Here is a 24,418-nt window from a genome sequence, read left to right as displayed (position 1 = left end):
AAAGGATGCGCGCCATGACTGACCAAAGCCCTGATCACACCCCAGACCAAACAGCCGAACATATCAGCCGCCTCGAAGAGCAGATCGCCCATCTGACCCGCGCGGTCGACGATATGTCAGAGATCGTCACCCGTCAGGAGGCCGAGATCGTCACCCTGAACCGCCGCGTCCATATGCTGATGCAGCGCGAAGGAGAGCGGGACGCCTCGGGCGGTGGCGCGGTGCTTTTGGGCGATGAGCGCCCCCCGCATTACTGAGCGGCAGCGCCGCGCACCCGTCAATTGGCTGATTTCATTGCCACTGCGGCGACGGCCCCGTCATGCACCAGCACTTCGGACCAGCGCGCGGTCTGGCCCAAACGCTCATAGGCGCTGACGAAAAAGGTGGTCTTGTCGAGTTTGCCGATCTGCCGCCCGCAGGGTTTCCCGCGCCCCGCACCGCAGACGCGGGCCTTGATCGCCTCATAGGCCGCGTCGGTCTCGGCGGTGGGCAGGTTCTCTCCCCCCGGGCCGTAGTGCAGTTGTTCATAGACCGATGGTGTGCCGAACAGCACATTGGCCGCCGTCAACTGACGCGCGCAATCATCCGCAAAGCCGGTGATGTAGAAGCTACGCGCGCCACCGCTGCCCGGCTGCGAATCGAACAACCGGTAGCCCCGCGCCGCCGGTTCCTCGACCAGTTGCCCGAATTCGCTCAGATCCAGACCGCAGACACGGGCCACCTCGCCAAACGGCAGAACGGTGCCGAATGAAACCTCGGAAACCTGCGGGTTCGGCGCGGTGGGGGCCATGGCGCAGGCGGAGAGCAACGTCCCCACAATCAAAAGGCCGATGCGTCGTTTCATGCTCTGCTCCCCATTGCTTGGCAGGCAGGTAGCGCAGCCACCCGCCGCCGTCCACTGGATGCAGCAGCGGGCGGCGCGGGAGTCAGATCTCCTCAACCTCCATCACCCCGTCGAGCGAGCGGATCGCGCCCTTGATCTGCGGCGTGACCGGGAATTCGCGCCCCAGATCGACCTCGACCTCACCGGGCAGGCTTGGGTCCATCAGGCAAAATTGCACCGGACCTTTGCCCGCCGCTTTCACCGCCTGCCGCGCCCCGGCGAGCACATCGGCCACCGATTGGATCGCCCCCGGCCCGTCGATGAAGACCCGCAGCCCCATGCTGCCCGCATCCGCCACCGCCGCGTCGATCGGCCCGATGCCGCGGGCCAAGAGCTTCAACTGGTCGCTCTCCATGGTGGCCTCCACGGTGACCACCACCTTGGAGCCAACCTCAAGATGATCGCGCGAGGCTTCGAGCACGTCGGAGAAGATCGTCACCTCGTAGCCGCCCGTGGGGTCGGAGAGTTGCGCAAAGGCAAAGCGGTTGCCCCGCGCCGACTTGCGCTCCTGCCGGCCCGCCACCACGCCCGCGAGCCGCGCGTTCATCGCGCCGCGGGTCGAGACCTTTTCGTTGAGCTCATCCAGCGTGAGGAAGGGCAGCCCCGTCTCCCGCGCCCATTTGCGTTTTAAAGGCGGCATGTAGTCGTCCAGCGGGTGGCCCGAGAGGTAGAAGCCCACGGCCTTGAACTCCTCGGCCAGACGCTCCGCCGACTGCCAGTCGTCACAGGGCAGCATCCGCGGCTCGGGCAGGTCGTCGCCCGCCTCCCCGAAGAGCGAGACCTGATTGCTGGCCTTTTGTTCGTGGATCGCCGCCGAATAGCTCACCAGCCCGTCGAGCGACTGGAAAACCCGCCGCCGGTTGCTGTCGAGCTGGTCGAAGGCGCCCGAGCGCACCAGCATCTCCAGCGGGCGCTTGCCCACGCGCTTGAGGTCCACCCGGCGGGCGAGGTCGAAGAGCGTCGCGAAGGGCTTGTCGACGCCATCCACCTTGCGCCCCTCGGTCACCAGCCTCATCGCCTCCAGCCCGACATTCTTCAGCGCGCCCAGCGCATAGACCAGCGCGCCATCGACCACTTTGAAGGTCGCATCCGAGCGGTTCACGCAGGGCGGCACCCAGGGCAGTTCAAGATGCTTGCGCACCTCCTCGAAATAGATCGCCAGCTTGTCGGTGAGGTGGATATCGCAGTTCATCACCCCGGCCATGAACTCCACGGGGTGGTTCGCCTTCAGCCATGCGGTCTGGTAGCTGACCACCGCATAGGCCGCGGCGTGGGACTTGTTGAAGCCGTAGTTGGCGAATTTCTCCAGAAGATCGAAGACCTCCGCCGCCTTCTTCTTGTCGACGCCATTGGCCATCGCGCCCTTTTCGAACTTGGGGCGCTCCTTGGCCATCTCCTCGGCGATCTTTTTACCCATGGCGCGGCGCAACAGGTCCGCACCGCCGAGCGAATAGCCCGCCATGACCTGCGCGATCTGCATCACCTGTTCTTGGTAAACGATGATGCCTTGGGTCTCTTCGAGGATGTAGTCGATGCTGGGGTGCACCGATTCCAACTCGCGTTTGCCGTTCTTGACCTCGCAATAGACCGGGATGTTCTCCATCGGGCCAGGACGATAGAGCGCCACAAGGGCAACGATGTCCTCGATACAGGTCGGCTTCATGCGCTTGAGGGCATCCATCATGCCGCTCGATTCCACCTGAAAGACCGCGACGGTCTTGGCGCTGGAATAAAGGTCGTAGGTCGCCTTGTCGTCGAGCGGGATGGTGGCCACGTCGTCGACATGGCCCTCGGGCGGCTCGTAGATCTGTCGTCCGTCCGCGGCGATATGCAGATGCCGCCCGCCGGCCTTGATTTGATCGAGCGCGTTCTGGATCACGGTCAGGGTCTTCAGACCCAGAAAGTCGAACTTCACCAGCCCGGCCTGTTCGACCCATTTCATGTTGAACTGCGTCGCCGGCATGTCCGAACGCGGGTCCTGATAAAGCGGCACCAGATGATCCAGCGGTCGGTCGCCGATCACCACGCCCGCGGCGTGGGTCGAGGCGTTGCGCAAGAGCCCCTCAACCTGCTGGCCGTAGGTCAGCAGCCGGTCAACGACCTCCTCATTCTTGGCCTCCTCGCGCAGGCGCGGCTCGTCTGCCAGCGCCTTCTCGATGGAGACGGGTTTCACCCCCTCCACCGGGATCATCTTCGAGAGGCGATCCACCTGCCCGTAGGGCATCTGCAGCACGCGCCCGATGTCGCGCACCGCGGCCTTGGACAAGAGCGCACCGAAGGTGATGATCTGTCCCACCTTGTCGCGGCCGTATTTCTCTTGCACGTAACGGATCACCTCCTCGCGGCGGTCCATGCAGAAGTCGATGTCGAAGTCGGGCATGGAGACCCGCTCGGGGTTGAGGAAGCGCTCGAAGAGCAGCGAATAGCGCAAAGGATCGAGGTCGGTGATCGTGAGCGCATAGGCCACCAGCGAGCCCGCGCCCGAGCCCCGCCCCGGACCAACCGGGATGTCGTTGTCCTTGGCCCATTGGATGAAGTCGGCAACGATCAGGAAGTAGCCGGGGAAGCCCATGCCTTCGATGATGCCCAGTTCGAAATCGAGACGTTTTTGGTATTCCTCCACGCTCACCGCGTGGGGGATCACCGCCAGACGCGCTTGCAGGCCTTCGTTGGCCATGCGGCGCAACTCGGCGACCTCATCGTCGGCGAACTTGGGCAGGATCGGATCGCGGCGATAGGCCATAAAGGCGCAGCGCTTGGCGATCTCGACGGTATTGCTCAGCGCCTCGGGCAGGTCGGCAAAGAGCGTCGCCATCTCGGCCTGCGACTTGAAGTAATGCTGCGCGGTCAGACGGCGGCGCGGCTGGCTCTGGTCGACATAGGCGCCTTCGGCGATGCAGATCAGCGCGTCATGGGCCTCGTACATGTCGGGCTTGGGGAAATACACATCGTTGGTCGCGACCAGCGGGATGTCCATGGCATAGGCCATCTCGACAAAGCCGCGCTCGGTCAGGCGCTCGGACTCGGGTTGGCCGCCGTCTTCCGGATGGCGCTGCAACTCGACGTAGAGCCGGTCGCCGAAAGCCTTGTGCAGCCGCGCCATCAGCGCCTCCGCCGCCGGGCGCTGGCCACCCTGCAAAAGCATCCCCACCGGCCCCGAAGGGCCGCCGGTGAGACAGATAAGATCGGCACTCAGCGCCTCGAGTTCCGCCAGCGTGACCTCCGCCGCCGCCCCGCCCTTGTCGAGATAGAGGCAGGAGTTCAGCTTCATCAGGTTCTCGTAGCCCAATTCACTCTGCGCCAGCAGCACCACCGGCGCGGGCGGGCGCGGTTTCTCGCCCGGCTGCACCTCGACATAGGCCACATCGACCTGACAACCGATGATCGGCTGCACGCCCGCCCCGGCCATAGCGACGGAGAATTCCAGCGCGGCGAACATGTTGTTGGTATCGGTCAGCGCCAGCGCGGGCATTTCCGCGTCACGGCACATGCCGGGCAGCTTTTTCAGCCGCAGCGCGCCTTCCAGCAGGGAATACTCGGAATGGCTGCGCAGGTGAATGAATCGGGGAGCATTTGACATGGGCGCAAACTATGCCAGCCGCCTGCCCGGCACCAGCGCCGGATGCGGCAGTGCTGCATTTTTCGCCCAAGGTATTTTTTCTTGCCAAAACGCCCCCCGCCCCGCTAGCCTGACCTCTACCTCGCCCGCGCCCGGTTCTACGCCGCATCGAACCCCGCGCATGTTTACGGGCCACTTTGTACCGCGGCGGATGAGAACCAATGGACATCACTTTTCTTCTCAATGGAGAAGTCGTGTCACTCTCCAACGTGTCCCCGACCACCACCCTGCTTGACTGGCTGCGCGAAGAGCGTGGCCTGACGGGGACGAAAGAGGGCTGTAACGAGGGCGATTGCGGGGCCTGTTCGGTCATGATCAGCGACGAAAGCGGGCACCGCGCGCTGAACGGCTGTATTCTGTTCCTGCCGCAGATCAACGGCAAGGCCGTCACCACGGTCGAGGGCATGGCAAGCGCCGACGGCAGGCTGCACCCGGTGCAGGAGACCATGGTCGCGCATCACGGCAGCCAATGCGGCTTCTGCACGCCGGGCTTCGTGGTCTCGATGGCCACGGCGCATCTCAACGGCGCCCGGGACCATGACGTGCAGCTTGCCGGCAACCTCTGCCGCTGTACCGGCTACGCGCCGATCATCCGCGCGGCCGAAGCCGCGGTGGACAAGCCCGTGCCAGACCATCTGCTGGGTCTCAAATCGAAGCTCGCGCAGGACGTCCCCGCCCCCGCCAAGGCCGAGGGCGCGCCGCATGTGCAGCCCGAGAGCAGCGACGCGTTGGCCGCGTGGTATCTCGACCACCCCGACGCGACGCTGATCGCCGGGGCGACGGACGTGGGCCTTTGGGTCACCAAGGGCTTCCGCGATCTGGGCGCCGTGGCTTTCCTCAACCGATGCGCCGATCTGCGCGGCATCACCGAGGACGAGACCGGCCTGCGCATCGGGGCCATGACGACCCTGACCGAAGTGGAGGCAAAGCTTTCCCCCCTCTTCCCCAGCTTGGGCGTGATGCTGCGGCGCTACGGCTCGACGCAGGTGCGCAATGCGGCGACTTTGGGCGGCAATATCGCCAATGGCTCGCCCATCGGCGACGGCCCGCCCGCGCTGATCGCGCTTGGCGCCACGCTGCACCTGCGCCGCGGCGATGCGCGGCGCGAACTGCCGCTGGAGGACTTCTTCCTCGACTACGGCAAGCAGGACCGCGCGCCGGGCGAATTTGTCGAGGCGATCACCGTGCCGCGCCAGCACGACACCCTGCGCTGCTACAAGCTGTCCAAACGTTTTGATCAGGACATCTCCGCGGTCTGCGGCTGTATCTCGATCACCGGCAATGGCTCTGAAATCCTCACCGCCCGCGTGGCCTTCGGCGGCATGGCCGCCACCCCGAAACGCGCCGCGGCGGCGGAGGCCGCCCTTGTCGGCCAACCATGGAACGAAGAGACCATCCGCAAGGCGATGGAGGCGATGCGCGACGACTTCACCCCGCTTTCGGACATGCGCGCCTCGGCCGCTTACCGGATGCAGGCGGCGCAGAACATGCTGCTACGCTATTTCCACGATGCCAATGGCACCCCCACCAACCTAGCGGAGGTCTCGGCATGAGCGTTGCAAAGCCCCTTCCCCATGACGCCGCGAAGCTGCATGTCACCGGTGCCGCGCGCTATGTCGACGACATCCCCACCCCGCGCGGCACGCTGCATCTGGCCTTTGGCCTCAGCCCCGTCGCGGCGGGTGCGTTGACCGGTCTGGACCTTCGGGCGGTGCGCGAGGCGCCCGGCGTCGTCGCGGTTCTGACCGCCGATGACCTTGCGCATGATTGCGACACCTCACCCTCGAACCATGACGAGCCGCTTCTGGCGACCGATCAGGTGCATTACGCGGGCCAGCCGCTCTATCTGGTGGTGGCCACCAGCCACCTCGCCGCGCGCCGCGCCGCCCAGTTGGGCAAGCCGCAGATCACCCCGCGCGATCCGATCCTGACGGTGGAACAGGCGCTCGACGCCAACAGCCGTTTCGAGGATGGCCCGCGCATCTACCAGAAGGGCGATGCCGAGACCGCGCTGTCAAAAGCCAGCCGCCGCCTCTCGGGCCAGATCGAGATGGGCGGGCAGGAGCATTTCTACCTCGAGGGTCAGGCCGCCATGGCGTTGCCGCAAGACAACGGCGACATGCTGGTGCATTCCTCGACCCAGCACCCGACCGAGATTCAGCATAAAGTCGCCCATGCCATCGGCCGCCCGATGCATGCCGTCCGGGTCGAGACCCGGCGCATGGGCGGCGGTTTCGGCGGCAAGGAAAGTCAAGGCAACGCGCTGGCGGTGGCCTGTTCGGTCGCTGCGGCAATGACCGGCAAGCCCTGCAAGATGCGCTATGACCGCGATGACGACATGATCGTCACCGGCAAACGGCACGACTTCCGCATCAGCTACGATGTGGGCTTCGACGACGCAGGCCGCATCACCGCGCTGGACGTGACCCATTACACCCGCTGCGGCTGGTCAATGGACCTGTCGCTGCCCGTGGCCGACCGCGCCATGCTGCATGCCGACAACGCCTATCACTTGCGCGACATCCGGATCACCTCGCACCGGCTGCGGACCAATACCGCCAGCGCCACCGCCTTCCGCGGCTTCGGCGGCCCGCAGGGGATCGTGGGTATCGAACGGGTGATGGACCATATCGCGCATGAGCTGGGCCTCGATCCGCTCGCCGTGCGCCGGGCGAATTACTACAGCGACAACGCCCACCGCCCGACCGAGGTGGAGAACACCGGCACCGCGATCGACAACCGCACCCCGCCGGATGCCGAGGCCGATCTCTCGTCGCGCGGCGCGCCCCCTGCGCCCGGCGCGCAACCGTCGATCCCGGCCACCCCCTCGGACGTACAGACCACGCCCTACCAGCAGCCGGTCACCGACTGCATCGTTAACGCGCTGACCGACCGGCTGGTCGAGAGCTGCGATTACGAGGCGCGCCGTGCCGCCATCGCCGCGTGGAACGCGAAGAACCCGCTGCTAAAACGCGGCATCGCGATCACCCCGGTGAAATTCGGCATTTCCTTCACGCTCACCCACCTCAACCAGGCGGGCGCGCTGGTGCATGTCTATCAGGACGGTTCAATCCACCTGAACCACGGCGGCACCGAGATGGGGCAAGGGCTGTTCCAGAAGGTCGCCCAAGTCGCCGCCTCGCGCTTTGGCGTCTCGCCCGAACTGGTCAAGATCACCGCCACCGACACCGCCAAGGTGCCCAACACCTCGGCCACGGCGGCCTCTTCGGGCTCGGACCTCAACGGCATGGCGGCGCAGAACGCCTGCGACACGATCCGCGACCGCATGGCCGCGCATCTGGCCGAGCGTTACCAGACCACCCCCGATCAGGTGGTATTCGCCGACGGCATGGTGCGCATCGGCGGAGAGGAGATTACCTTCGCCGCCGCCGCCGCTTCGGCCTATGAGAACCGCGTGAGCCTTTCCGCCACCGGCTACTACAAGACGCCCGACATCGAATGGGACCGCATCGCCGGGCGCGGGCGGCCATTCTACTATTTCGCCTATGGCGCGGCCTGCACCGAGGTGGTGATCGACACGCTCACCGGCGAGAACCGCATCCTGCGCACCGACATCCTGCATGACGCCGGGGCCTCGCTGAACCCCGCGCTCGACATCGGCCAGATCGAAGGCGGCTACGTGCAGGGCGCGGGCTGGCTGACAACCGAGGAACTGGTCTGGGACGAGACTGGCACCCTGCGCACCCATGCGCCCTCGACCTACAAGATCCCCGCCTGTTCGGACCGCCCGCCGGTCTTCAACGTGGCGCTCTGGGACCAGCCGAACCCGGCGCAGACGGTCTACCGTTCCAAGGCCGTGGGCGAGCCACCCTTCATGCTGGGCATCTCGGCCTTCATGGCGCTGTCGGATGCGGTCTCGGCCTGCGGTCCGCATTACGGCGACCTGCAGGCCCCGGCCACCGCCGAGGCGGTGCTGGCGGCAGTCGGGCGCGCGCAAAGCGGCGGATCGGCAAAATGACCGCGATTTTCGTCGAGGTCACCGCCACGCGCGGATCGGCCCCGCGGGATGCGGGCACGGCGATGAAGGTGACGCTTGATACAATCGCGGGCACCATCGGCGGCGGCGCGCTGGAGCATCAGGCCATCGCCCATGCCCGCGCGATGCTGGCCGAGGGCCGGTGCGAAGACAGCCAGACCCTGCCGCTCGGCCCCGGTCTGGGCCAATGCTGCGGCGGCGCGGTCAGCCTGCGCTACACCACCACTCCGCGCCCGCTGGACGCGGCCACCCCCCTGCCCCTGCCGGATGTACAAAGCGACGTGCCGCTCTGGCTCTGGGGCGCGGGGCATGTGGGCCGGGCGGTGGTGGCAGCCTGCCCGCCCCGCGCCTTTGCCATCACATGGGTCGATAGCGCCCGCGACCGCTTCCCCGATCACGTCCCGCCCCATGTCACCGTCACCCCCGCCGCCGACATGCCACGGCTCGCCGCCCATGCGCCGCGCGAGGCGCATCACCTGATCTTCACCTATTCCCATGACATCGACCTCGCACTCTGTGCCGCCTTGCTCAACCGCGGGGCTGCGAGCGTCGGGCTGATCGGCTCTGACACAAAAAAGTCACGGTTTTCCCGCCGCTTGCGTGACATGGGGTTGGATCCCTCTGGCATCACCTGTCCAATTGGCGATAAATCGCTGGGCAAGCTGCCTGCGCAAATTGCCCATGGCGCGCTGATCGCCCTCATCGCCCGGACCCAGACAAAGGTTTCCGCATGACTGATTCACTTCTCGACCTCACCGGGTTGACCAAGGCCTACCCCGGCGTCGTCGCGAACGATGACGTTTCCCTGCGGATTGCTCCGGGCGAGGTTCACGCCCTGCTGGGCGAGAACGGCGCGGGCAAATCCACCTTGGTTAAAATGATCTACGGGCTGGTCAAACCAGACGCGGGCCAGATGCAGATGCGGGGCGAGAGCTTTGCCCCCACCGACCCGCACGCCGCACGGCAGGCGGGCGTGGGCATGGTGTTTCAACATTTCTCGCTTTTCGACGCGCTCAGCGTGGCGGAAAACATCGCGCTTGGCATGGAAAACCCGCCGCGGATGCGCGAGCTTAGCCAACAGATTCGCGATGTGTCGGACACCTACGGCCTGCCGCTTGCGCCGGACCGCACCGTCGGTGACCTTTCAGCGGGGGAACGTCAGCGGGTTGAGATCATCCGCTGTTTGCTGCAAGAGCCGAAGCTGTTGATCATGGACGAGCCGACCTCGGTCCTGACGCCACAAGAGGTTGAAATCCTTTTCAAAACCCTGCGCAAACTCAGCGCCGAAGGCACCGCGATCCTCTATATCTCGCACAAGCTCGAAGAAATCCGCAGCCTGTGCGACAGCGCCACGATCCTGCGCTTGGGCAAGGTCGTCGGCCATTGCACCCCGCGGGAGACATCGGCCCGCGACATGGCCGAGATGATGGTCGGCTCCGCGCTGAAAACGCCCACCCGCGACAGCAAGGAACCGGGCGAAGTGGCGCTGACGCTGAACAACCTCTCGGCCCGGTCGGCCCATGCCTTTGGCATGCCGCTGCGCGATATTTCCGTCGAGGTGCGGCGCGGCGAGGTGCTGGGCATCGGCGGCGTCGCGGGCAACGGGCAGGACGAATTACTCAACGCGCTCTCGGGCGAAACACTGGTCAGCGCGGGCATGATCACCTTTGACGGGCGCGACATTGGGCTGCTCAGCCCCACCGCCCGCCGCGCGCTTGGCGTCTTGACCGCCCCCGAGGAGCGGCTCGGCCATGCCGCCGTGCCGGATATGTCGCTGTCGGAAAACGCCATGCTGACCGGGGCCGCCCGTGAGGGGCTGGAGCGCGGCGGCATGCTCGACTGGGGCAAGGCGCGCAGCTTTGCCGAGAAGATCATCAAGACCTTCGACGTGCGCACCCCGGGCCCCGCCAACGCGGCCCGCTCGCTTTCAGGCGGCAACCTGCAAAAATTCGTCATCGGGCGCGAGGTGCTGCAACGGCCCGAGCTTTTGGTGGTGAACCAGCCCACATGGGGGGTCGATGCCTCTGCCGCCGCCGCGATCCGGCAGGCGCTTTTGGATCTCGCCTCGGGTGGGACCGCCGTGATCGTCATCAGCCAAGACCTTGATGAGTTGATGGAGATTTCCGACAATTTCGCCGCCCTGAACGAAGGCCGCCTGTCGCCGTCTCGCCCCGCGCAGGGGCTGACCGTCGAAGAGATCGGCCTGATGATGGGCGGGGCACATGGTATGGAGGTCGCGCATGTCTAAGCCCAACCTCGCATTTTTCACTCTGACCATTGGGGGTGATCTGTGATCCGCCTTGAAAAGCGTCCGCAGCCCAGTCGGGCCCTCTCGCTGTCGACACCGATCATGGCGGTGCTGGCCACTTTCATCTTCGGCGGGCTTTTGTTCGCGGCCTTGGGCAAAGACCCGATCGAGGCGCTGCAAACGATCTTCTGGCAGCCCCTGTTTGGCGATTACGCTTTTTATTACCGCCCCCAACTGCTGATCAAAGGCGCGCCCTTGGTGCTGATCGCCATCGGCCTCAGCCTTGGGTTCAAAGCGGGCATCTGGAATATCGGGGCCGAGGGGCAGTATATCATGGGCGCCCTCTTTGGCGCGGGCGTGGGGCTGGCATTCTACCCGCTTGAGGCGTGGTATATCTTCCCGCTGATGGTCCTCGCCGGGGCGCTCGGCGGTTGGCTCTGGGCGATGATCCCGGCCCTTCTCAAGGTGCGTTTCGGCACCAATGAAATCCTCGTCTCGCTGATGCTGGTCTATGTGGCGGAACAATTCCTTGCCTCCATGTCACTGGGATTACTGAAAAATCCCGAGGGCTACGGCTTTCCCGGCTCGCGCAACCTGCAACAATACGCTTCTGCCCATAACGCCGAACTCTTCGCAGGCTCTGGCATGCACTGGGGCGTGGTCGCAGCACTGATCGCGGTGATCTTTGCCTATGTCCTGCTGGCGCGGCACCGTCTGGGCTTTGCCATCCGCGTCACCGGGGAGGCGCCCCGCGCCGCGCGTTTTTCCGGCGTGAACCCGGCGCGGCTGGTGCTGTTTTGCCTCGGCACCTCTGGCCTGCTCGCCGGTCTTGCGGGCATGTTCGAGGTCGCTGGCCCCTCGGGTCAGGTGACCATCGACTTTAACGTGGGCTATGGCTTCACCGCGATCATTGTGGCTTTCCTTGGCCGGTTGCACCCGATTGGCATCCTGCTCGCCGGGGCGCTGATGGCGCTGACCTACATCGGCGGGGATATCGCGCAGTCCAACCTTGGCCTGCCTGCCGCCGCCATTCAGGTGTTTCAAGGCATGCTCCTGTTCTTCCTGCTCGCGCTGGACGTTTTCACTCATTACCGGCTGCGCTTTGGCGCGGCGGAGGCTGCCTGATGGATCTTTCCGCAATCAACCCGCTTTTGTTCGTCGCAGGTTTCCTCGTGGCCGCGACACCGCTGATTTTCGCCGCCATCGGCGAATTGGTCGTCGAGAAATCCGGCGTTCTGAACCTCGGCGTCGAAGGCATGATGATCACCGGGGCGATCTGCGGCTTTGCCACGGCGGTCGAGACCGGATCGCCGCTTTTGGGCTTCGCCGCCGCCGCCGCGGGCGGTGCCGTGCTCAGCCTGCTCTTCGCCTTCCTGACCCAAGTGGCGCTGGCCAATCAGGTGGCCTCGGGCCTGTCGCTCACGCTCTTCGGCCTCGGCCTCTCGGCCCTGATCGGGCAAAGCTACGTCGGGATCAAACCGCCGCGGCTGGGTGACATCGACTTCGGCCCGCTGGCCGATATCCCCGTGATCGGGCCAATCCTCTTCACCCATGACATCATCCTCTACCTCGGCATCGCGCTGGTTGCCGGGGTCTGGGCGGTGCTGAAATTCACCCGCGCGGGCCTGATCCTGCGCGCGGTTGGCGAAAGCCACGACGCGGCCCATGCGCTCGGCTACAAGGTCAAGCGCATCCGCACCGCCGCGATCCTCTTCGGCGGCGCCTGCGCGGGCCTGGGCGGGGCTTACATCAGCCTCATCCGCGTGCCGCAATGGACCGAAGGCATGACCGCCGGGATCGGCTGGATCGCCCTCGCCCTTGTCGTCTTCGCCTCGTGGCAGCCATGGCGCGCGCTTTTGGGTGCCTATCTTTTCGGCGGCATCACCCAGTTGCAGTTGAACTTGCAAGGCGCGGGCGTTGCCATTCCGGTAGAGTATCTGGCAATGTCGCCTTATATCATCACCATCATCGTTCTGGTGGTGCTGTCGGCGGACAAAAGCGCCGCGCCGGCCTCGCTGGGCCGCACCTTCCACGCCTCGAACTAGGGGCATCACGTCACGCGGCCCTGCGCCGCACATCAAGCCCCGGCAAGGGGCACGTAAACAGGGGAAACCTCATGAAACTAACCACCCTTATGACCAGCGCGGCCCTTGCGCTCGGCCTTGCTTCGGGCGCTGTGGCCCAAGACAAGACCAAGGTCGGCTTCGTCTTTGTCGGCCCCGTGGGCGACGGCGGCTGGACCTATGAGCATAACGAAGGCCGTTTGGCCGTCGAAGAAGAGTTCGGCGACAAGGTCGAAACCGTCTTCGTCGAAAGCGTCGCCGAGGGCCCCGATTCCGAACGTGTGATGACGCAGATGGCGCTCGACGGTGCCGATCTGATCTTCACCACCTCCTTTGGCTACATGGACCCCACCATCAACGTGGCCAAGAAATTCCCCGATGTGAAATTCGAGCACGCCACCGGCTACAAACGCGCCGACAACGTCTCGACCTATTCCGCGCGTTTCTACGAAGGCCGCGCCATTCAGGGCCACATCGCGGGCTCCATGACCGAGAGCAACATCATCGGCTACATCGGCTCCTTCCCGATCCCGGAAGTGATCCGCGGCATCAACTCCGCCTATCTCCACGCCAAGAAGGTAAACCCCGACGTTCAGTTCAAAATCGTCTGGGCCTACACGTGGTTTGACCCGGCCAAGGAAGCCGACGCCGCCAAGGTTCTGATCGAACAGGGCGCCGACGTGGTGCTGCAACACACCGATTCCACAGCACCCCAAGCGGCTGCACAGGAAGCGGGCAACGTGATCACCTTTGGCCAAGCCTCCGACATGGCGCAATATGCGCCCAAGCCGCGCGTGTCCTCGATCATCGACAACTGGGCGCCCTATTACATCGACCGCGTCAAAGCGGTGATGGACGGCACATGGGAAAGCCAAGACACATGGGACGGCATCGGGCCGGGCATGGTCGGCATTGGTGAGATCACCGACGCCGTGCCCGCAGATGTGAAAGCCGAAGCGCTGGAACTGAAAGAGAAAATCGCATCGGGCGAGTACCACCCCTTCACCGGTCCGATCAACAAACAGGACGGTTCCGCATGGCTGGCCGAAGGCGAGACCGCAGATGACGGCACGCTGGCGGGCATGAACTTCTATGTCGAAGGCATCGAGGGCACCATTCCTGAATAAGCCGAACCGGCTCTCCGACGACAGGGGCGCACGGGCAACCGCGCGCCCCTTTTTCGTCGCCGCCCCGGTCGGGGCCTCACGCGCGCAGTCCCCAAGCGCCCCGCCGCCTGCCCCAGCGTAAACCCATTGCGCGCAGGCAGCGCACATGCCACCAATCTGGCATGACACAGATGCTCACCAGCCTTGATGGCACCCCCGCCAGCCGCCTCGCCTTCGGCACCATGCAGTTCGGCGGGCGCGCCGATGCGGCAGCCTCCCGCGCGATGTTCGACGCCTGTATCGAGGCCGGGATCACCCATTTCGACACGGCCCATGTCTATACCGACGGGGCGTCAGAGCGGCTGTTGGGCCAGTTCGTCCAAGACCGCCGCGAAAGCCTGATCATCGCCACCAAAGCCGCCTATACCGGCGGCGCGGGCCGGGCCAATATCCTCGCCTCTGCCGAGACATCCCGCCAGCGGATGCAGCTTGATACGCTCGATGTGCTCTACTTCCACCGCTTCGATCCCGAGACCCCGCTGACCGAAAGCTTCGCCGCGCTGGCCGACCTGCAACAACAGGGCCATATCCGCCAAGTGGGCCTATCGAACTTCGCCGCATGGCAGGCCGTCAAAGCCGCCCATATCGCCGCCGACTTCGGGCTTGAGATCGCGGTGATCCAACCGATGTACAACCTCGTCAAACGTCAGGCCGAGGTCGAGATCCTGCCGATGGCCCATGACCTCGACATATTGGTCGCCCCCTACTCCCCGCTGGGCGGTGGGCTATTGACCGGGAAATACGCTGAGGGCGGCACTGGCCGCCTGAGCGAGGATGAACGCTATGCCGCCCGCTACGGGCAAGAGAGGATGCACGGCGCCGCTGCCGGTCTTGCCGCCCTCGCGCGTGATCTGGGCACCCATCCCGCAACCCTCGCCGTGGCTTGGGCGGCGGCCCATCCCACGAAGCCGACGCCGATCATCTCGGCCCGCTCCTTGGCCCAACTAGAGCCGTCGCTCGCCGCGCTGACCTACCTAATGACGCCGCAGACCTACGCCGCCATCTCGGCCCTGTCGCCCACACCGCCCCCGGCCACCGACCGGCTGGAAGAGCAGGCATGAGCCGCCTGCCCCCCAACGCCAGCGTCGCTGAAGACGCAGGCGGCGACCGCCTCTTCGCCCCCGCCGCCGCGCGCAATCTCGACGCGCTTTGCGACCTGCTAGCCGCCCATGCCCCGCCCCGGGGCCGTGCGCTGGAAATCGCCAGCGGCACCGGCCAGCATGTCGTGGGCTTCGCCAAACGCCTGCCGGGCCTTAGCTGGCAACCCAGCGACATCGACACCGCCCGCCGCGCCAGCATCAACGCCTATGCAGCCGAGGCCGCCATGCCCAATATCGCCCCCGCCCTGCCACTCGACGCGACCGCGCCCGGCTGGGCGGGCGAACACGGCCCCTTCGACCTGATCATGCTGGCCAATTTGCTGCATCTGATCTCGACCCCCGCCACCCGGTGCCTGATCGATGAAGCCTCCGCAGGCCTCGCCCCCGGCGGCACGCTGATCCTCTACGGCCCGTTCAAACGCGACGGCCAAACCACCTCCCCCGGCGACACCCGCTTTGACGCCCAGCTGCGCGCCGCCGACCCCGCGATCGGCTATAAGGACAATACCGAGATGGCCCGCTGGCTGAGCGATGCAGCCTTCAGCCCGATCGACGAAGTGGACATGCCCGCCAACAACCTCGCCTTCATCGCCAGAAAGCCCAGCCCATGATCCTCCGCCGCGCCCTGATCCTGTCGCTCCTCGCCCTCGCCGCCTGCGGCTCCCCCGGCAGCCCGCCCCCGGCCGCGCCCGGCGTGCTCTTTCCCGCCGCCTTCGGCGACAGCGATCCGGTGAGTTTCAATGGCCGCACCCCCGCCGCCTACCCCGTGCACGGCATCGACGTGGCCCGTTTCCAAAACGATATCGACTGGAACACCGCCCGACGCGCGGGCGTCAACTTCGCCTTCATCAAGGCCACCGAAGGCGGCGACCTCAAAGACATCAACTTCGATAGCCACTGGCAAGGCGCGGGCCAAGCCGCCGTGAAACGCGGCGCCTATCATTTCTACTATTTCTGCACACCGCCCGAGGATCAGGCCCGCTGGTTCATCCGCAACGTGCCAAAATCAGGCGGCATGCTGCCCCCGGTGCTCGACATGGAATGGAACCCATTCTCCCCCACCTGCGCCCATGTCCGCCCGCCCGCCGCCGACGTCCGCGATCAAATGCACCGCTGGCTGCGCCTGGTCGAAGCCCACTACGGCCAACGCCCCATCATTTACACCACACCCAAATTCTACCGTGAGAACGACCTTGAACGCTTCCGGGGATACGACTTCTGGCTGCGCACCACCGCCAAGACCCCAGCCGAAACCTACCCCGGCCAAACATGGCGCTTCTGGCAATACAGCGCCACGGGCATCGTCGCGGGCATCGGCGGCGACGTGGACCTCAACGCCTTCTCCGGCAGCCGCGCCGACTGGCAAAACTGGGTCGCCACCCGCGCCCTGCGCTAAAACTAACGGGAGGGCGCCCCTCCCCCTCCTTCATCCTTTCTCAAATACCTCTGCGCCACCCCGCCGCAAAAGCGACGCGATCGGTTCCCCCCAAACCAAACGCCTCCAACAGAAACGCCACCCCGCCCGCTTCATCCTTTCCCAAATACCTCTGCACAACATCCACCCCAGACGCCACGCCAGCCTTCACCCCCGCGCATAATACCGCGCCACAACGAACAGCCCGCCCACCAACAAAAGCGGCAACAAGAATATCCGAAATACATGCACCCCGAGCACCGCCAAAAGCGCGCCGATCAACTCATCCGCGCGGCTCCAAAGGTTGCTGGCAAGCTGCCGATACTCCGTCAAACCCGGTTCTTCCTCACCCAAAGCCTCGCTGCCGCCGACATGTGCGGTGATCTCCTCGATCACCTCCATGTTCCGCAGATAGACCCCTTCGGTGAGCGCCCCCGCCAGCGGCTCAGACACAACCAAGGCAAGCGGAAGCGCCAGCCCCAGAAACCCGCCATACCACGCCAACCGCCGGGGCAGCCCGGCATGACCGCGCTTGCTCAAAGCCCAAACCGCCAGTGCGACAGACAACAGCCCCAACCCGATCGCACTCACCGGACCAAGTGCCACCGCGATCACCCCCGTGGCCACCATGACACCGAAAACCAGCCCCGCGATCCGCTCGACCGTGTCGTCAATCGGCTCCAACACCTTTAGAGGCCGCGCCGAGCCGGAGGCAATGAAGGACAGCCCCACCTCGATCTCCTGCGCGGTGGAGAGAAAGGCATTCAACGTGCGCAGCGTGACATAGGAAGCCGCCGCCGTGGTCGCCACATCCGCGGCATAGCCCTGCGCCGCGCCGACCACGGGATTGTCGCGCAGCAGCGCCGCAGTCAGCGCCATTACGCAAAAGAGTGCAAGCAGCCCCCGCCGGATCAACCGTCCGCCCGGATGCGCTGGTTCTTCGGATCATAGGGGCTGTCTTCGACCACCTCGGCCTCCCACAGTTGATCAAGCATCTTTACCTTCAGCCTCGTGCCTACCACCGCATCCTCGGGTTTGACATAGCCCATGCCGATGCTCTTGCCGAAGGCCACGGAATAGCCCCCCGAGGTCAGCCGCCCGGTCCGGGTCTCACCATTGTAAAGCACCTCACGGCCCCAAGGGGCGGCATCCTCCGGCCCATCGATCAGCACGGTCACGCATTTCGCGCGGATGCCGTGATCGACCATCGCCTGCTTCCCGTGAAACTTCTTGTTCAGGTCGACGAAGCGCGGCAAATCCGCTTCCAAAGGCGTCGCATCCCGGCCCAACTCATGCCCAAAGGCGCGATAGCTCTTCTCCTGCCTCAGCCAGTTCTGCGCCCGCGCGCCGACCAGCTTCATCCCATGCGGCTTGCCTGCCTTCTCCAACTGGTCGAACAGATGGTTCTGCATCTCGATCGGGTGATGCAACTCCCAGCCGAGCTCCCCGGTATAGGCCACCCGGATCGCGCGCACCGGCACCATGCCCAACTCGATGTCGCGCATGGTGAGCCATGGGAACCGCTTGTTGCCCAACACCGTCTCCGGCGCCGCATCCCGCACCAAAGCACCCAAAACATCGCGTGACTTCGGCCCGGCAATCGCGAAGACACCCCACTGCGTGGTCACGTCATGGCACTCGATATAACCCAGCTCAGGCATCTTATCGGCAATCGCCTTGCGCAGATAATCGCTGTCATAGGCCGTCCATGCCCCCGCCGAGACGAGGTAATATTCGTCCTGCGCCAAACGCACGATGGTATATTCCGTCCGCGTTGTCCCCGCCCCGGTCAAGGCATAGGTCAGGTTGATACGCCCCACCGAAGGCAGCTTGTTGCAGGTGAACCACTCCAGAAACGCCGTCGCCCCCGGCCCGCGGACCAGATGTTTGGTAAAGGCCGTGGCATCGATCAACCCGACACCCTCGCGGATGGCTTTCGCCTCTTCCACCGCATATTGCCACCAGCCCCCGCGCCGGAACGAGCGGCTGTCATGATCACTAAACCCCTTCGGCGCAAAATAATTCGGCCGCTCCCAGCCATTCACCTGCCCGAACTGCGCCCCCCGCGCCGCCTGCCGGTCATAGGCAGGCGAGGTGCGCAGCGGACGGCACGCGGGCCGCTCCTCATCAGGATGGTGCAAGATATAAACGTGGTCGTAGGCTTCCTCGTTCTTGCGCGCGGCATATTCCGTGGTCATCCAATCGCCGTAGCGTTTGGGATCGAGGCTCGCCATATCGATCTCGGCCTCGCCCTCCACCATCATCTGCGCCAGATAATAGCCGGTGCCGCCCGCCGCCGTGATCCCAAAGGAAAACCCTTCCGCCAGCCACATATTGCGCAGCCCCGGCGCTGGCCCCACCAAGGGGTTGCCATCGGGCGTATAGCAAATCGGCCCGTTGAAATCATCCTTCAGCCCGCAATCCTCAGCCGAGGGGATGCGGTGGTTCATCGCCATATATTGTTCTTCGATCCGCTCAAGATCGAGCTGAAACAGATCGGCCCGGAAACTGTCCGGCACCCCATATTCAAACCGCGCCGGCGCGCCCTTCTCATAAACCCCAAGGATCCAGCCACCACGCTCTTCGCGCACATAGCTCTGCGCATCGGCATCGCGGATCACCGGATGCTCCCCGTTGCCCGCCGCCCGGTAATCGACCAAGGCCGGATCGCGGTCCATGACGATGAACTGATGTTCCACGGGAATCGCTGGCATCTTGATGCCCAGCATCCGCGCCGTGCGCTGCGCATGGTTGCCGCTCGCGGTCACCACATGTTCCGCCGTGATGACGATCTGCTCGTCCGACGGCACAAGGTTGCCGCCCTTCTCGACCATCTTGGTGCAGGTCACCTCCCAATGCGTCCCATTCCAATGGAACCCATCCGCCTGCCACTTGCGCTCGATCGCCACACCACGCTGCCGCGCGCCCTTGGCCATCGCCATGGTCACATCGGCGGGGTTAATATAGCCATCAGTCTGATGATAAAGCGCGCCCTTCAAATCCGATGTCTCGATCAGGGGCCACTTCGCCTTGATCTCATCGGGGGTAAGCCACTGATAGAGCACACCACAGGTTTCGGCGGTAGAGGCATAGAGCATATACTCATCCATCCGCGCATCCGTCTGGGCCATGCGCAGATTGCCCACCACGGCAAAGCCCGCGTTCAACCCCGTCTCCGCCTCCAGCGTCTTATAAAACTCGACCGAATACTGATGAATATGGGTCGTCGCATAAGACATGTTGAACAAGGGCAACAGCCCCGCCGCATGCCAAGTCGAGCCAGAGGTCAACTCGTCCCGTTCCAAGAGCATCACATCATCCCAACCGGCCTTCGCCAGATGATAGGCGATCGACGTGCCAACCGCCCCGCCCCCGACAACCAATGCTTTGACTTGCGTTTTCATCTGCCAATCCCCCTGCGCTAGGCCCACTCCCGTTGTACGCAGCAGCACCACGCCCCGCAGGCAGCAGCCGACCCAACATCGCCAAAAACCGACCTCACCCGCTCACCCAAAGCGCCACCTCAGCCCAAGCGCGCGCGCCCCACCTTCATCCTTTCTCAAATACCCTGCACCACCTCTCCTGCCGCACCACACCTAGGCAGACCACACCGCCCCCACCTTCATCCTTTCCCAAATACCCTGCACGACCCTTCCCGCCGCACAACATCAGGGCAAAACACCCAATCTCACCCCGGCAAAATCTTCCCCGGGTTCAAAATATTCTGCGGATCCAGCGCCGCCTTTAGGGTCGCCATCACATCCACCGCAGCCCCCAATTCCTTGCGCAGATAGGGCCGCTTGCCCTGCCCGATCCCATGTTCGCCGGTGCAGGTCCCGTCCATCGAAATCGCCAGTTCCGCCAACCAGCTGACGAAGGCCTCGCCGCGCGCGACTTCTTCGGGGTCGTCCATGTCGATCAACAAGGACGCATGGAAATTCCCGTCCCCTGCATGGCCCACGATGGGGGCGATCAACTGCAACTCTTCCGCCCGCGCTTGGGCCGCCACCACGGCATCGGCGAGCCGCGAGATCGGCACGCAGACATCGGTGGCCACGGCCTTGCAGCCCGGCCTCAGGGCCATCACCGCCCAATAGCCATCATGCCGCGCCTGCCAAAGTTTGTTGCGTTCTTCGGGCGTTGTGGTCGCCGCATAGCCGTTGCCGCCGAATTCTTCGGCCAACATGCCAAAGGTCTCGGCCTGTTCCACCACGCCCGCCTCGGAGCCGTGGAATTCCAGCAGCAAAAGCGGTGTTTCGGGCAGGGTCAGCTTGGAATAGGCGTTCACAGCCTTGACCACATCGGCGTCCAAAAGCTCGATCCGCGCCACGGGCAGGCCGTATTGGATGACCGCCATCACGGTCTCGCAGGCGGCCTGTACCGTCGGGAAGGAACAGCAGGCCGAGGACATCGCCTCGGGGATGCCTTGCAGGCGCAGGGTGATCTCGGTGATGATCCCCAGCGTCCCTTCCGAGCCCACGAAAAGCCGCGTCAAATCGTAGCCCGCCGAAGACTTCCGCGCCCGCCCGCCGGTGCGGATCACCCGGCCATCGGCCAGAACCACCTCAAGGCTCAGGACGTTGTCCTTCATCGTGCCATAGCGCACCGCATTGGTGCCGCTGGCCCGCGTCGCGGTCATCCCCCCGAGCGACGCATTGGCGCCGGGGTCGATCGGAAAGAACAGCCCCTGATCGCGCAGATGGGTGTTGAGCGCCTCGCGGGTCACGCCGGGCTGCACCCGGCAATCCAGATCGCCCGCATTGACCTCAAGCACGCGGTCCATCTGCATGACATCGATGCAAATCCCGCCCGCCGGGGCGTTCACATGCCCTTCGAGAGAGGTGCCCGTGCCGAAGGGGATCACAGGCACCCGATGGGCGGCGCAGATACGCACCGCCTGCGCCACCTCTTCGGTCGATCGCGCCATGACCACCGCGTCAGGCGCCTGCGTGTCGATCCATGTGGTTGTGTGGCCGTGCTGTTCGCGAATGGCTTGGCCGGTCAGCAGATTGTCCCCGAAGGCTTGTTGCAACTCGTCCAGCGCGGCGGTGATCCCCACCTCATTTCGCGGCAAATCTGCGATCTTGGTCACGTCTTATCTCCCAATAGCATCCTCACGCCGCAAAATCTTGCGGCGGCATCTTTGTAAATTAATCACCCGAAAGGCCCGCGTTGCCGCAGCCGCCCGTGGGTCAGAGCATGGAGGGCACAACCTGATCCGGCGGGCGGTGGCCGTCATCGAAGGTCTTGATGTTGATCAGGACTTTCTCGCCCATCTCGATCCGCCCTTCCAATGTGGCGGAGCCCATATGCGGCAGCAGCACGACGTTCTTTAGCTCGCGCAGGCGCGGATTGATCTCGCGACCATGTTCATAGACGTCCAGTCCCGCGCCCTTGATATCGCCCGAGCGCAGCATCCTCGTCAGCGCGTTCTCGTCGATCACCTCCCCGCGGGAGGTGTTCACGATCACCGCGTCGGGCTTCATCAGACCCAAACGGCGCGCGTTCATCAGATGGAAGGTGCTAGGGGTATGGGGGCAGTTGATGCTGATCACGTCCATCCGGCTGACCATCTGATCAAGGCTTTCCCAATAGGTGGCCTCTAGCTCGCCCTCGATCTCTTCGCGCAGGCGTTTGCGGTTGTGGTAATGCACCTGCATGCCAAAGGCCCGCGCCCGGCGCGCCACGGCCTGACCGATGCGGCCCATGCCCAGAATGCCCAAACGGCGCCCGCCAACGCGGCCCCCCAAGAGTGCCGTGGGCGCCCAGCCGTCCCAATTGCCCGATTGCATCACCGCCATGCCCTCGGGCATGCGGCGGGTCACGGCAAGGATCAGCGCCATGGTCATATCGGCGGTATCGTCGGTCAGCACGCCGGGGGTGTTCGACACCAGCACGCCGCGCTGGCGCGCGGTGGCCACATCAATGTGATCGACCCCGGCCCCGTAGTTGGCGATCAGCTTGAGCCGTTCGCCCGCTTGGGTGATTAGCGGCGCGTCGATCTCATCGGTGATGGTGGGCACCAGCACATCTGCTTGGCGCATCGCCACGCCCAATTCCTCGCGGGTCATGGGCCTGTCATCTTCGCGTAGGGTCACGTCAAACAGCTCTGACAGCCGTGTTTCCACGGCCTCTGGCAACCGTCGCGTCACTACAACACTCAACCGCTTCTTTGACATGCCTGCTCTCCCGGTCTTGGCGTCGCCTCGTTTCGCGGGCATGGTGTCTCATGCAGCGACGAGGCACAAGAACTCGCGCCGGAAAAAGAGCAACAATAACCCGCAGATTTGCACAGCACCGACCCACAGCAGTGAACCGCATAGCAGGCAATTCAATGATAACCGCTTTCTTTCGCAGCGCCCTGATGGTGGGCGCGCTGCTTTTGGCACAGCCGACCTCCGGCCTTGCAGAAGAGGCGCGTGGTCAGGTCACGAACCTGCCCCTGCCCCGTTTCGTTTCGATGAAAGCCTCCGAAGGCAATGTGCGCCGCGGCCCGTCCCTGTCACACCGGATCGACTGGGTCTACAAACGCCGCGACCTGCCGCTGAGGATCACCGCCGAACATGGCCATTGGCGCCGGGTCGAAGACCGCGACGGCATGGGCGGCTGGGTCCACTACTCGCTTTTGTCGGGCACCCGCACGGTGCTGGTCGAACAGGACATGCTGCAACTGCGCATCAATCCCGACCCCAAAGCCGCCGTGGTGGCACGGTTGGAACTCGGCGTGGTGGCCCGTCTGGGCGAATGCACGCTGGAATGGTGCGAACTGCGCTCGGGCGGTTTCACCGGCTGGGCGCCCAAGGTGCGGCTCTGGGGTGTTGGCCCCAAGGAACTGCGCGAGTAGCGCACCCCGCCCTCGCCGCAATTGCATGATCCCGGCGCATGCGCCACTCTGCCGGCAAAATTCAAGCCGGAGAGAGCGCCATGCAAGCCATCACCTATGACCAATTCGGAGCCGCCGCCGACGTGCTGCGCCTGTCGGAGGTCGACAGCCCCGCCCCGCAAGCCGGAGAGGTCTGCGTCGCGCTCAGCCATTCGGGCGTGAACCCGTCGGACGTGAAGGCCCGCGCAGGCACCCGCCCCGGCGTGACCAAACCACCCTTCCCGCAGGTCATCCCCCATAGCGATGGCGCGGGAGAGATCATCGCCGTGGGTGCGGGCGTCGATGCGAGCCGCGTGGGCCAGAAGGTCTGGATCTGGAACGGCCAGTGGCAACGCGGCTTTGGCACGGCGGCTGAGCAGATCACCCTGCCTGCCCATCAAGCCGTGCCCCTGCCCGATGGCGTCTCGTCCGAAGTCGGCGCGCAGCTTGGCATTCCGGGGCTCACCGCCTGCCACGCCGTCTTTGGCGGCGGCGGGGTGGCCGGGGAAACGGTGCTGATCCAAGGCGGGGCAGGCACGGTGGGCTATCTTGCTGTGCAGCTGGCCAAATGGGGCGGGGCCAAGGTGATCGCCACCTGTAGCCCCCGCGACAACGATCTGCTGCGCGACGCAGGTGCCGATGCCGTATTCAACTACGCCGACCCCGATCTCGCCGCCGCCGTGCTTGATGCCAATGGCGGCAAGCCGGTCGACACCATCGTCGAGACGGAGTTCGGCCTGAACATCACCACCGACACCGAGGTCATCGCCCCCAATGGCCGCATCGCCGCCTATGGCTCGGCGGCGGAAATGTCGCCGGTGCTGCCCTTCTATCCGCTGCTGTTCAAAGCGGTCACCATCGACATCATCCTGATCTACCTGCTGCCCGCAGGCCCGCGCGAACAGGCAATCAACCGGTTGCACCACGCGCTGGAGGACGGCGCCCTGCGCTGCCCCGTCGACACGGTCTTGCCGCTTTCTGAGGCCGCCCGCGCCCATGAGTTGGTCGAGGCCGGACAGCGCAGCGGGGCGGTGCTGCTCGATTGTCAGGGGTAACACGCTAATTG

At 64.9% G+C, this 24,418-nt stretch carries 19 protein-coding genes; 13 read left to right on the top strand and 6 right to left on the bottom strand.

Going from position 1 to position 24,418, the window contains the following annotated elements; all coding sequences use genetic code 11:
• Positions 1–62 precede the first annotated feature (62 nt).
• Positions 63–257, top strand: coding sequence for a SlyX family protein (locus tag J7392_RS08775; protein WP_082851915.1), 195 nt, complete (start codon positions 63–65; stop codon positions 255–257).
• A gap of 20 nt (positions 258–277) precedes the next feature.
• Here J7392_RS08775 and J7392_RS08770 read toward each other — a convergent pair whose 3' ends face one another.
• Together J7392_RS08770 and dnaE are read right to left on the bottom strand one after the other, a co-directional pair.
• Positions 278–844, bottom strand: a complete 567-nt coding sequence (locus J7392_RS08770; protein WP_209217196.1) for a hypothetical protein — start codon at positions 842–844, stop codon at positions 278–280.
• Between the two features lie 82 nt (positions 845–926).
• Positions 927–4,463 (bottom strand): DNA polymerase III subunit alpha, encoded by a 3,537-nt coding sequence (gene dnaE / locus J7392_RS08765; protein ID WP_209217195.1) that lies wholly within the window; start codon positions 4,461–4,463, stop codon positions 927–929.
• Positions 4,464–4,663: 200 nt separating this feature from the next.
• Here dnaE and xdhA point away from each other — a divergent pair, with 200 nt between their 5' ends.
• From xdhA to J7392_RS08715, 10 genes are all read left to right on the top strand, one after another.
• On the top strand, positions 4,664–6,055 hold the full coding sequence (xdhA, locus tag J7392_RS08760) for a xanthine dehydrogenase small subunit (RefSeq protein ID WP_209217194.1): 1,392 nt from the start codon (positions 4,664–4,666) through the stop codon (positions 6,053–6,055).
• Positions 6,052–8,481: a xanthine dehydrogenase molybdopterin binding subunit gene (xdhB, locus tag J7392_RS08755; protein ID WP_209217193.1), complete on the top strand. Its 2,430-nt coding sequence runs from the start codon at positions 6,052–6,054 to the stop codon at positions 8,479–8,481. Before xdhA ends, xdhB begins: the two co-directional genes overlap by 4 nt.
• On the top strand, positions 8,478–9,233 hold the full coding sequence (gene xdhC, locus J7392_RS08750) for a xanthine dehydrogenase accessory protein XdhC (protein ID WP_209217192.1): 756 nt from the start codon (positions 8,478–8,480) through the stop codon (positions 9,231–9,233). The genes xdhB and xdhC overlap by 4 nt, the downstream gene beginning before the upstream one ends.
• The gene (locus tag J7392_RS08745) at positions 9,230–10,747 is read left to right on the top strand and encodes an ABC transporter ATP-binding protein (RefSeq protein WP_209217191.1); all 1,518 of its coding nucleotides are present in this window, start codon (positions 9,230–9,232) and stop codon (positions 10,745–10,747) included. The genes xdhC and J7392_RS08745 overlap by 4 nt, the downstream gene beginning before the upstream one ends.
• Before the next feature lie 42 nt (positions 10,748–10,789).
• Positions 10,790–11,872: an ABC transporter permease gene (locus tag J7392_RS08740; RefSeq protein WP_209217190.1), complete on the top strand. Its 1,083-nt coding sequence runs from the start codon at positions 10,790–10,792 to the stop codon at positions 11,870–11,872.
• Complete coding sequence (locus J7392_RS08735) at positions 11,872–12,792, top strand: ABC transporter permease (protein WP_209217189.1); 921 nt, start codon at positions 11,872–11,874, stop codon at positions 12,790–12,792. Before J7392_RS08740 ends, J7392_RS08735 begins: the two co-directional genes overlap by 1 nt.
• A 71-nt stretch (positions 12,793–12,863) precedes the next feature.
• Positions 12,864–13,937, top strand: coding sequence for a BMP family ABC transporter substrate-binding protein (locus J7392_RS08730; RefSeq protein WP_209217188.1), 1,074 nt, complete (start codon positions 12,864–12,866; stop codon positions 13,935–13,937).
• 161 nt (positions 13,938–14,098) lie between these two features.
• Positions 14,099–15,037 (top strand): aldo/keto reductase, encoded by a 939-nt coding sequence (locus J7392_RS08725; protein WP_209217187.1) that lies wholly within the window; start codon positions 14,099–14,101, stop codon positions 15,035–15,037.
• Positions 15,034–15,687, top strand: a complete 654-nt coding sequence (locus J7392_RS08720) for a DUF938 domain-containing protein (protein WP_209217186.1) — start codon at positions 15,034–15,036, stop codon at positions 15,685–15,687. Before J7392_RS08725 ends, J7392_RS08720 begins: the two co-directional genes overlap by 4 nt.
• Complete coding sequence (locus tag J7392_RS08715; RefSeq protein WP_209217185.1) at positions 15,684–16,472, top strand: GH25 family lysozyme; 789 nt, start codon at positions 15,684–15,686, stop codon at positions 16,470–16,472. Before J7392_RS08720 ends, J7392_RS08715 begins: the two co-directional genes overlap by 4 nt.
• A gap of 186 nt (positions 16,473–16,658) precedes the next feature.
• Here the strand turns inward: J7392_RS08715 and J7392_RS08710 are convergent, their stop codons facing one another.
• The 4 genes from J7392_RS08710 to J7392_RS08695 form a co-directional block, all read right to left on the bottom strand.
• Complete coding sequence (locus tag J7392_RS08710; RefSeq protein ID WP_209217184.1) at positions 16,659–17,369, bottom strand: hypothetical protein; 711 nt, start codon at positions 17,367–17,369, stop codon at positions 16,659–16,661.
• 32 nt (positions 17,370–17,401) lie between these two features.
• Complete coding sequence (locus tag J7392_RS08705) at positions 17,402–19,894, bottom strand: FAD-dependent oxidoreductase (RefSeq protein WP_209217183.1); 2,493 nt, start codon at positions 19,892–19,894, stop codon at positions 17,402–17,404.
• 284 nt (positions 19,895–20,178) lie between these two features.
• Complete coding sequence (locus J7392_RS08700; RefSeq protein ID WP_209217182.1) at positions 20,179–21,582, bottom strand: FAD-linked oxidase C-terminal domain-containing protein; 1,404 nt, start codon at positions 21,580–21,582, stop codon at positions 20,179–20,181.
• Positions 21,583–21,682: 100 nt separating this feature from the next.
• Positions 21,683–22,669: a D-glycerate dehydrogenase gene (locus J7392_RS08695; RefSeq protein ID WP_209217301.1), complete on the bottom strand. Its 987-nt coding sequence runs from the start codon at positions 22,667–22,669 to the stop codon at positions 21,683–21,685.
• A 185-nt stretch (positions 22,670–22,854) separates the two neighbouring features.
• On the opposite strand from J7392_RS08695, the gene J7392_RS08690 reads away from it, so the two are divergent.
• On the top strand, positions 22,855–23,334 hold the full coding sequence (locus tag J7392_RS08690; protein ID WP_067263001.1) for an SH3 domain-containing protein: 480 nt from the start codon (positions 22,855–22,857) through the stop codon (positions 23,332–23,334).
• A gap of 80 nt (positions 23,335–23,414) precedes the next feature.
• Positions 23,415–24,407, top strand: a complete 993-nt coding sequence (locus tag J7392_RS08685) for an NADPH:quinone reductase (RefSeq protein ID WP_209217300.1) — start codon at positions 23,415–23,417, stop codon at positions 24,405–24,407.
• Positions 24,408–24,418 lie beyond the last annotated feature (11 nt).

Origin of the sequence: Sulfitobacter sp. R18_1 (assembly GCF_017743915.1) — a bacterium.
GTDB lineage: Bacteria > Pseudomonadota > Alphaproteobacteria > Rhodobacterales > Rhodobacteraceae > Sulfitobacter > Sulfitobacter faviae.
Note: the sequence above shows the minus strand (reverse complement) of the source record. Positions and strands in the feature narration are given on the sequence as shown.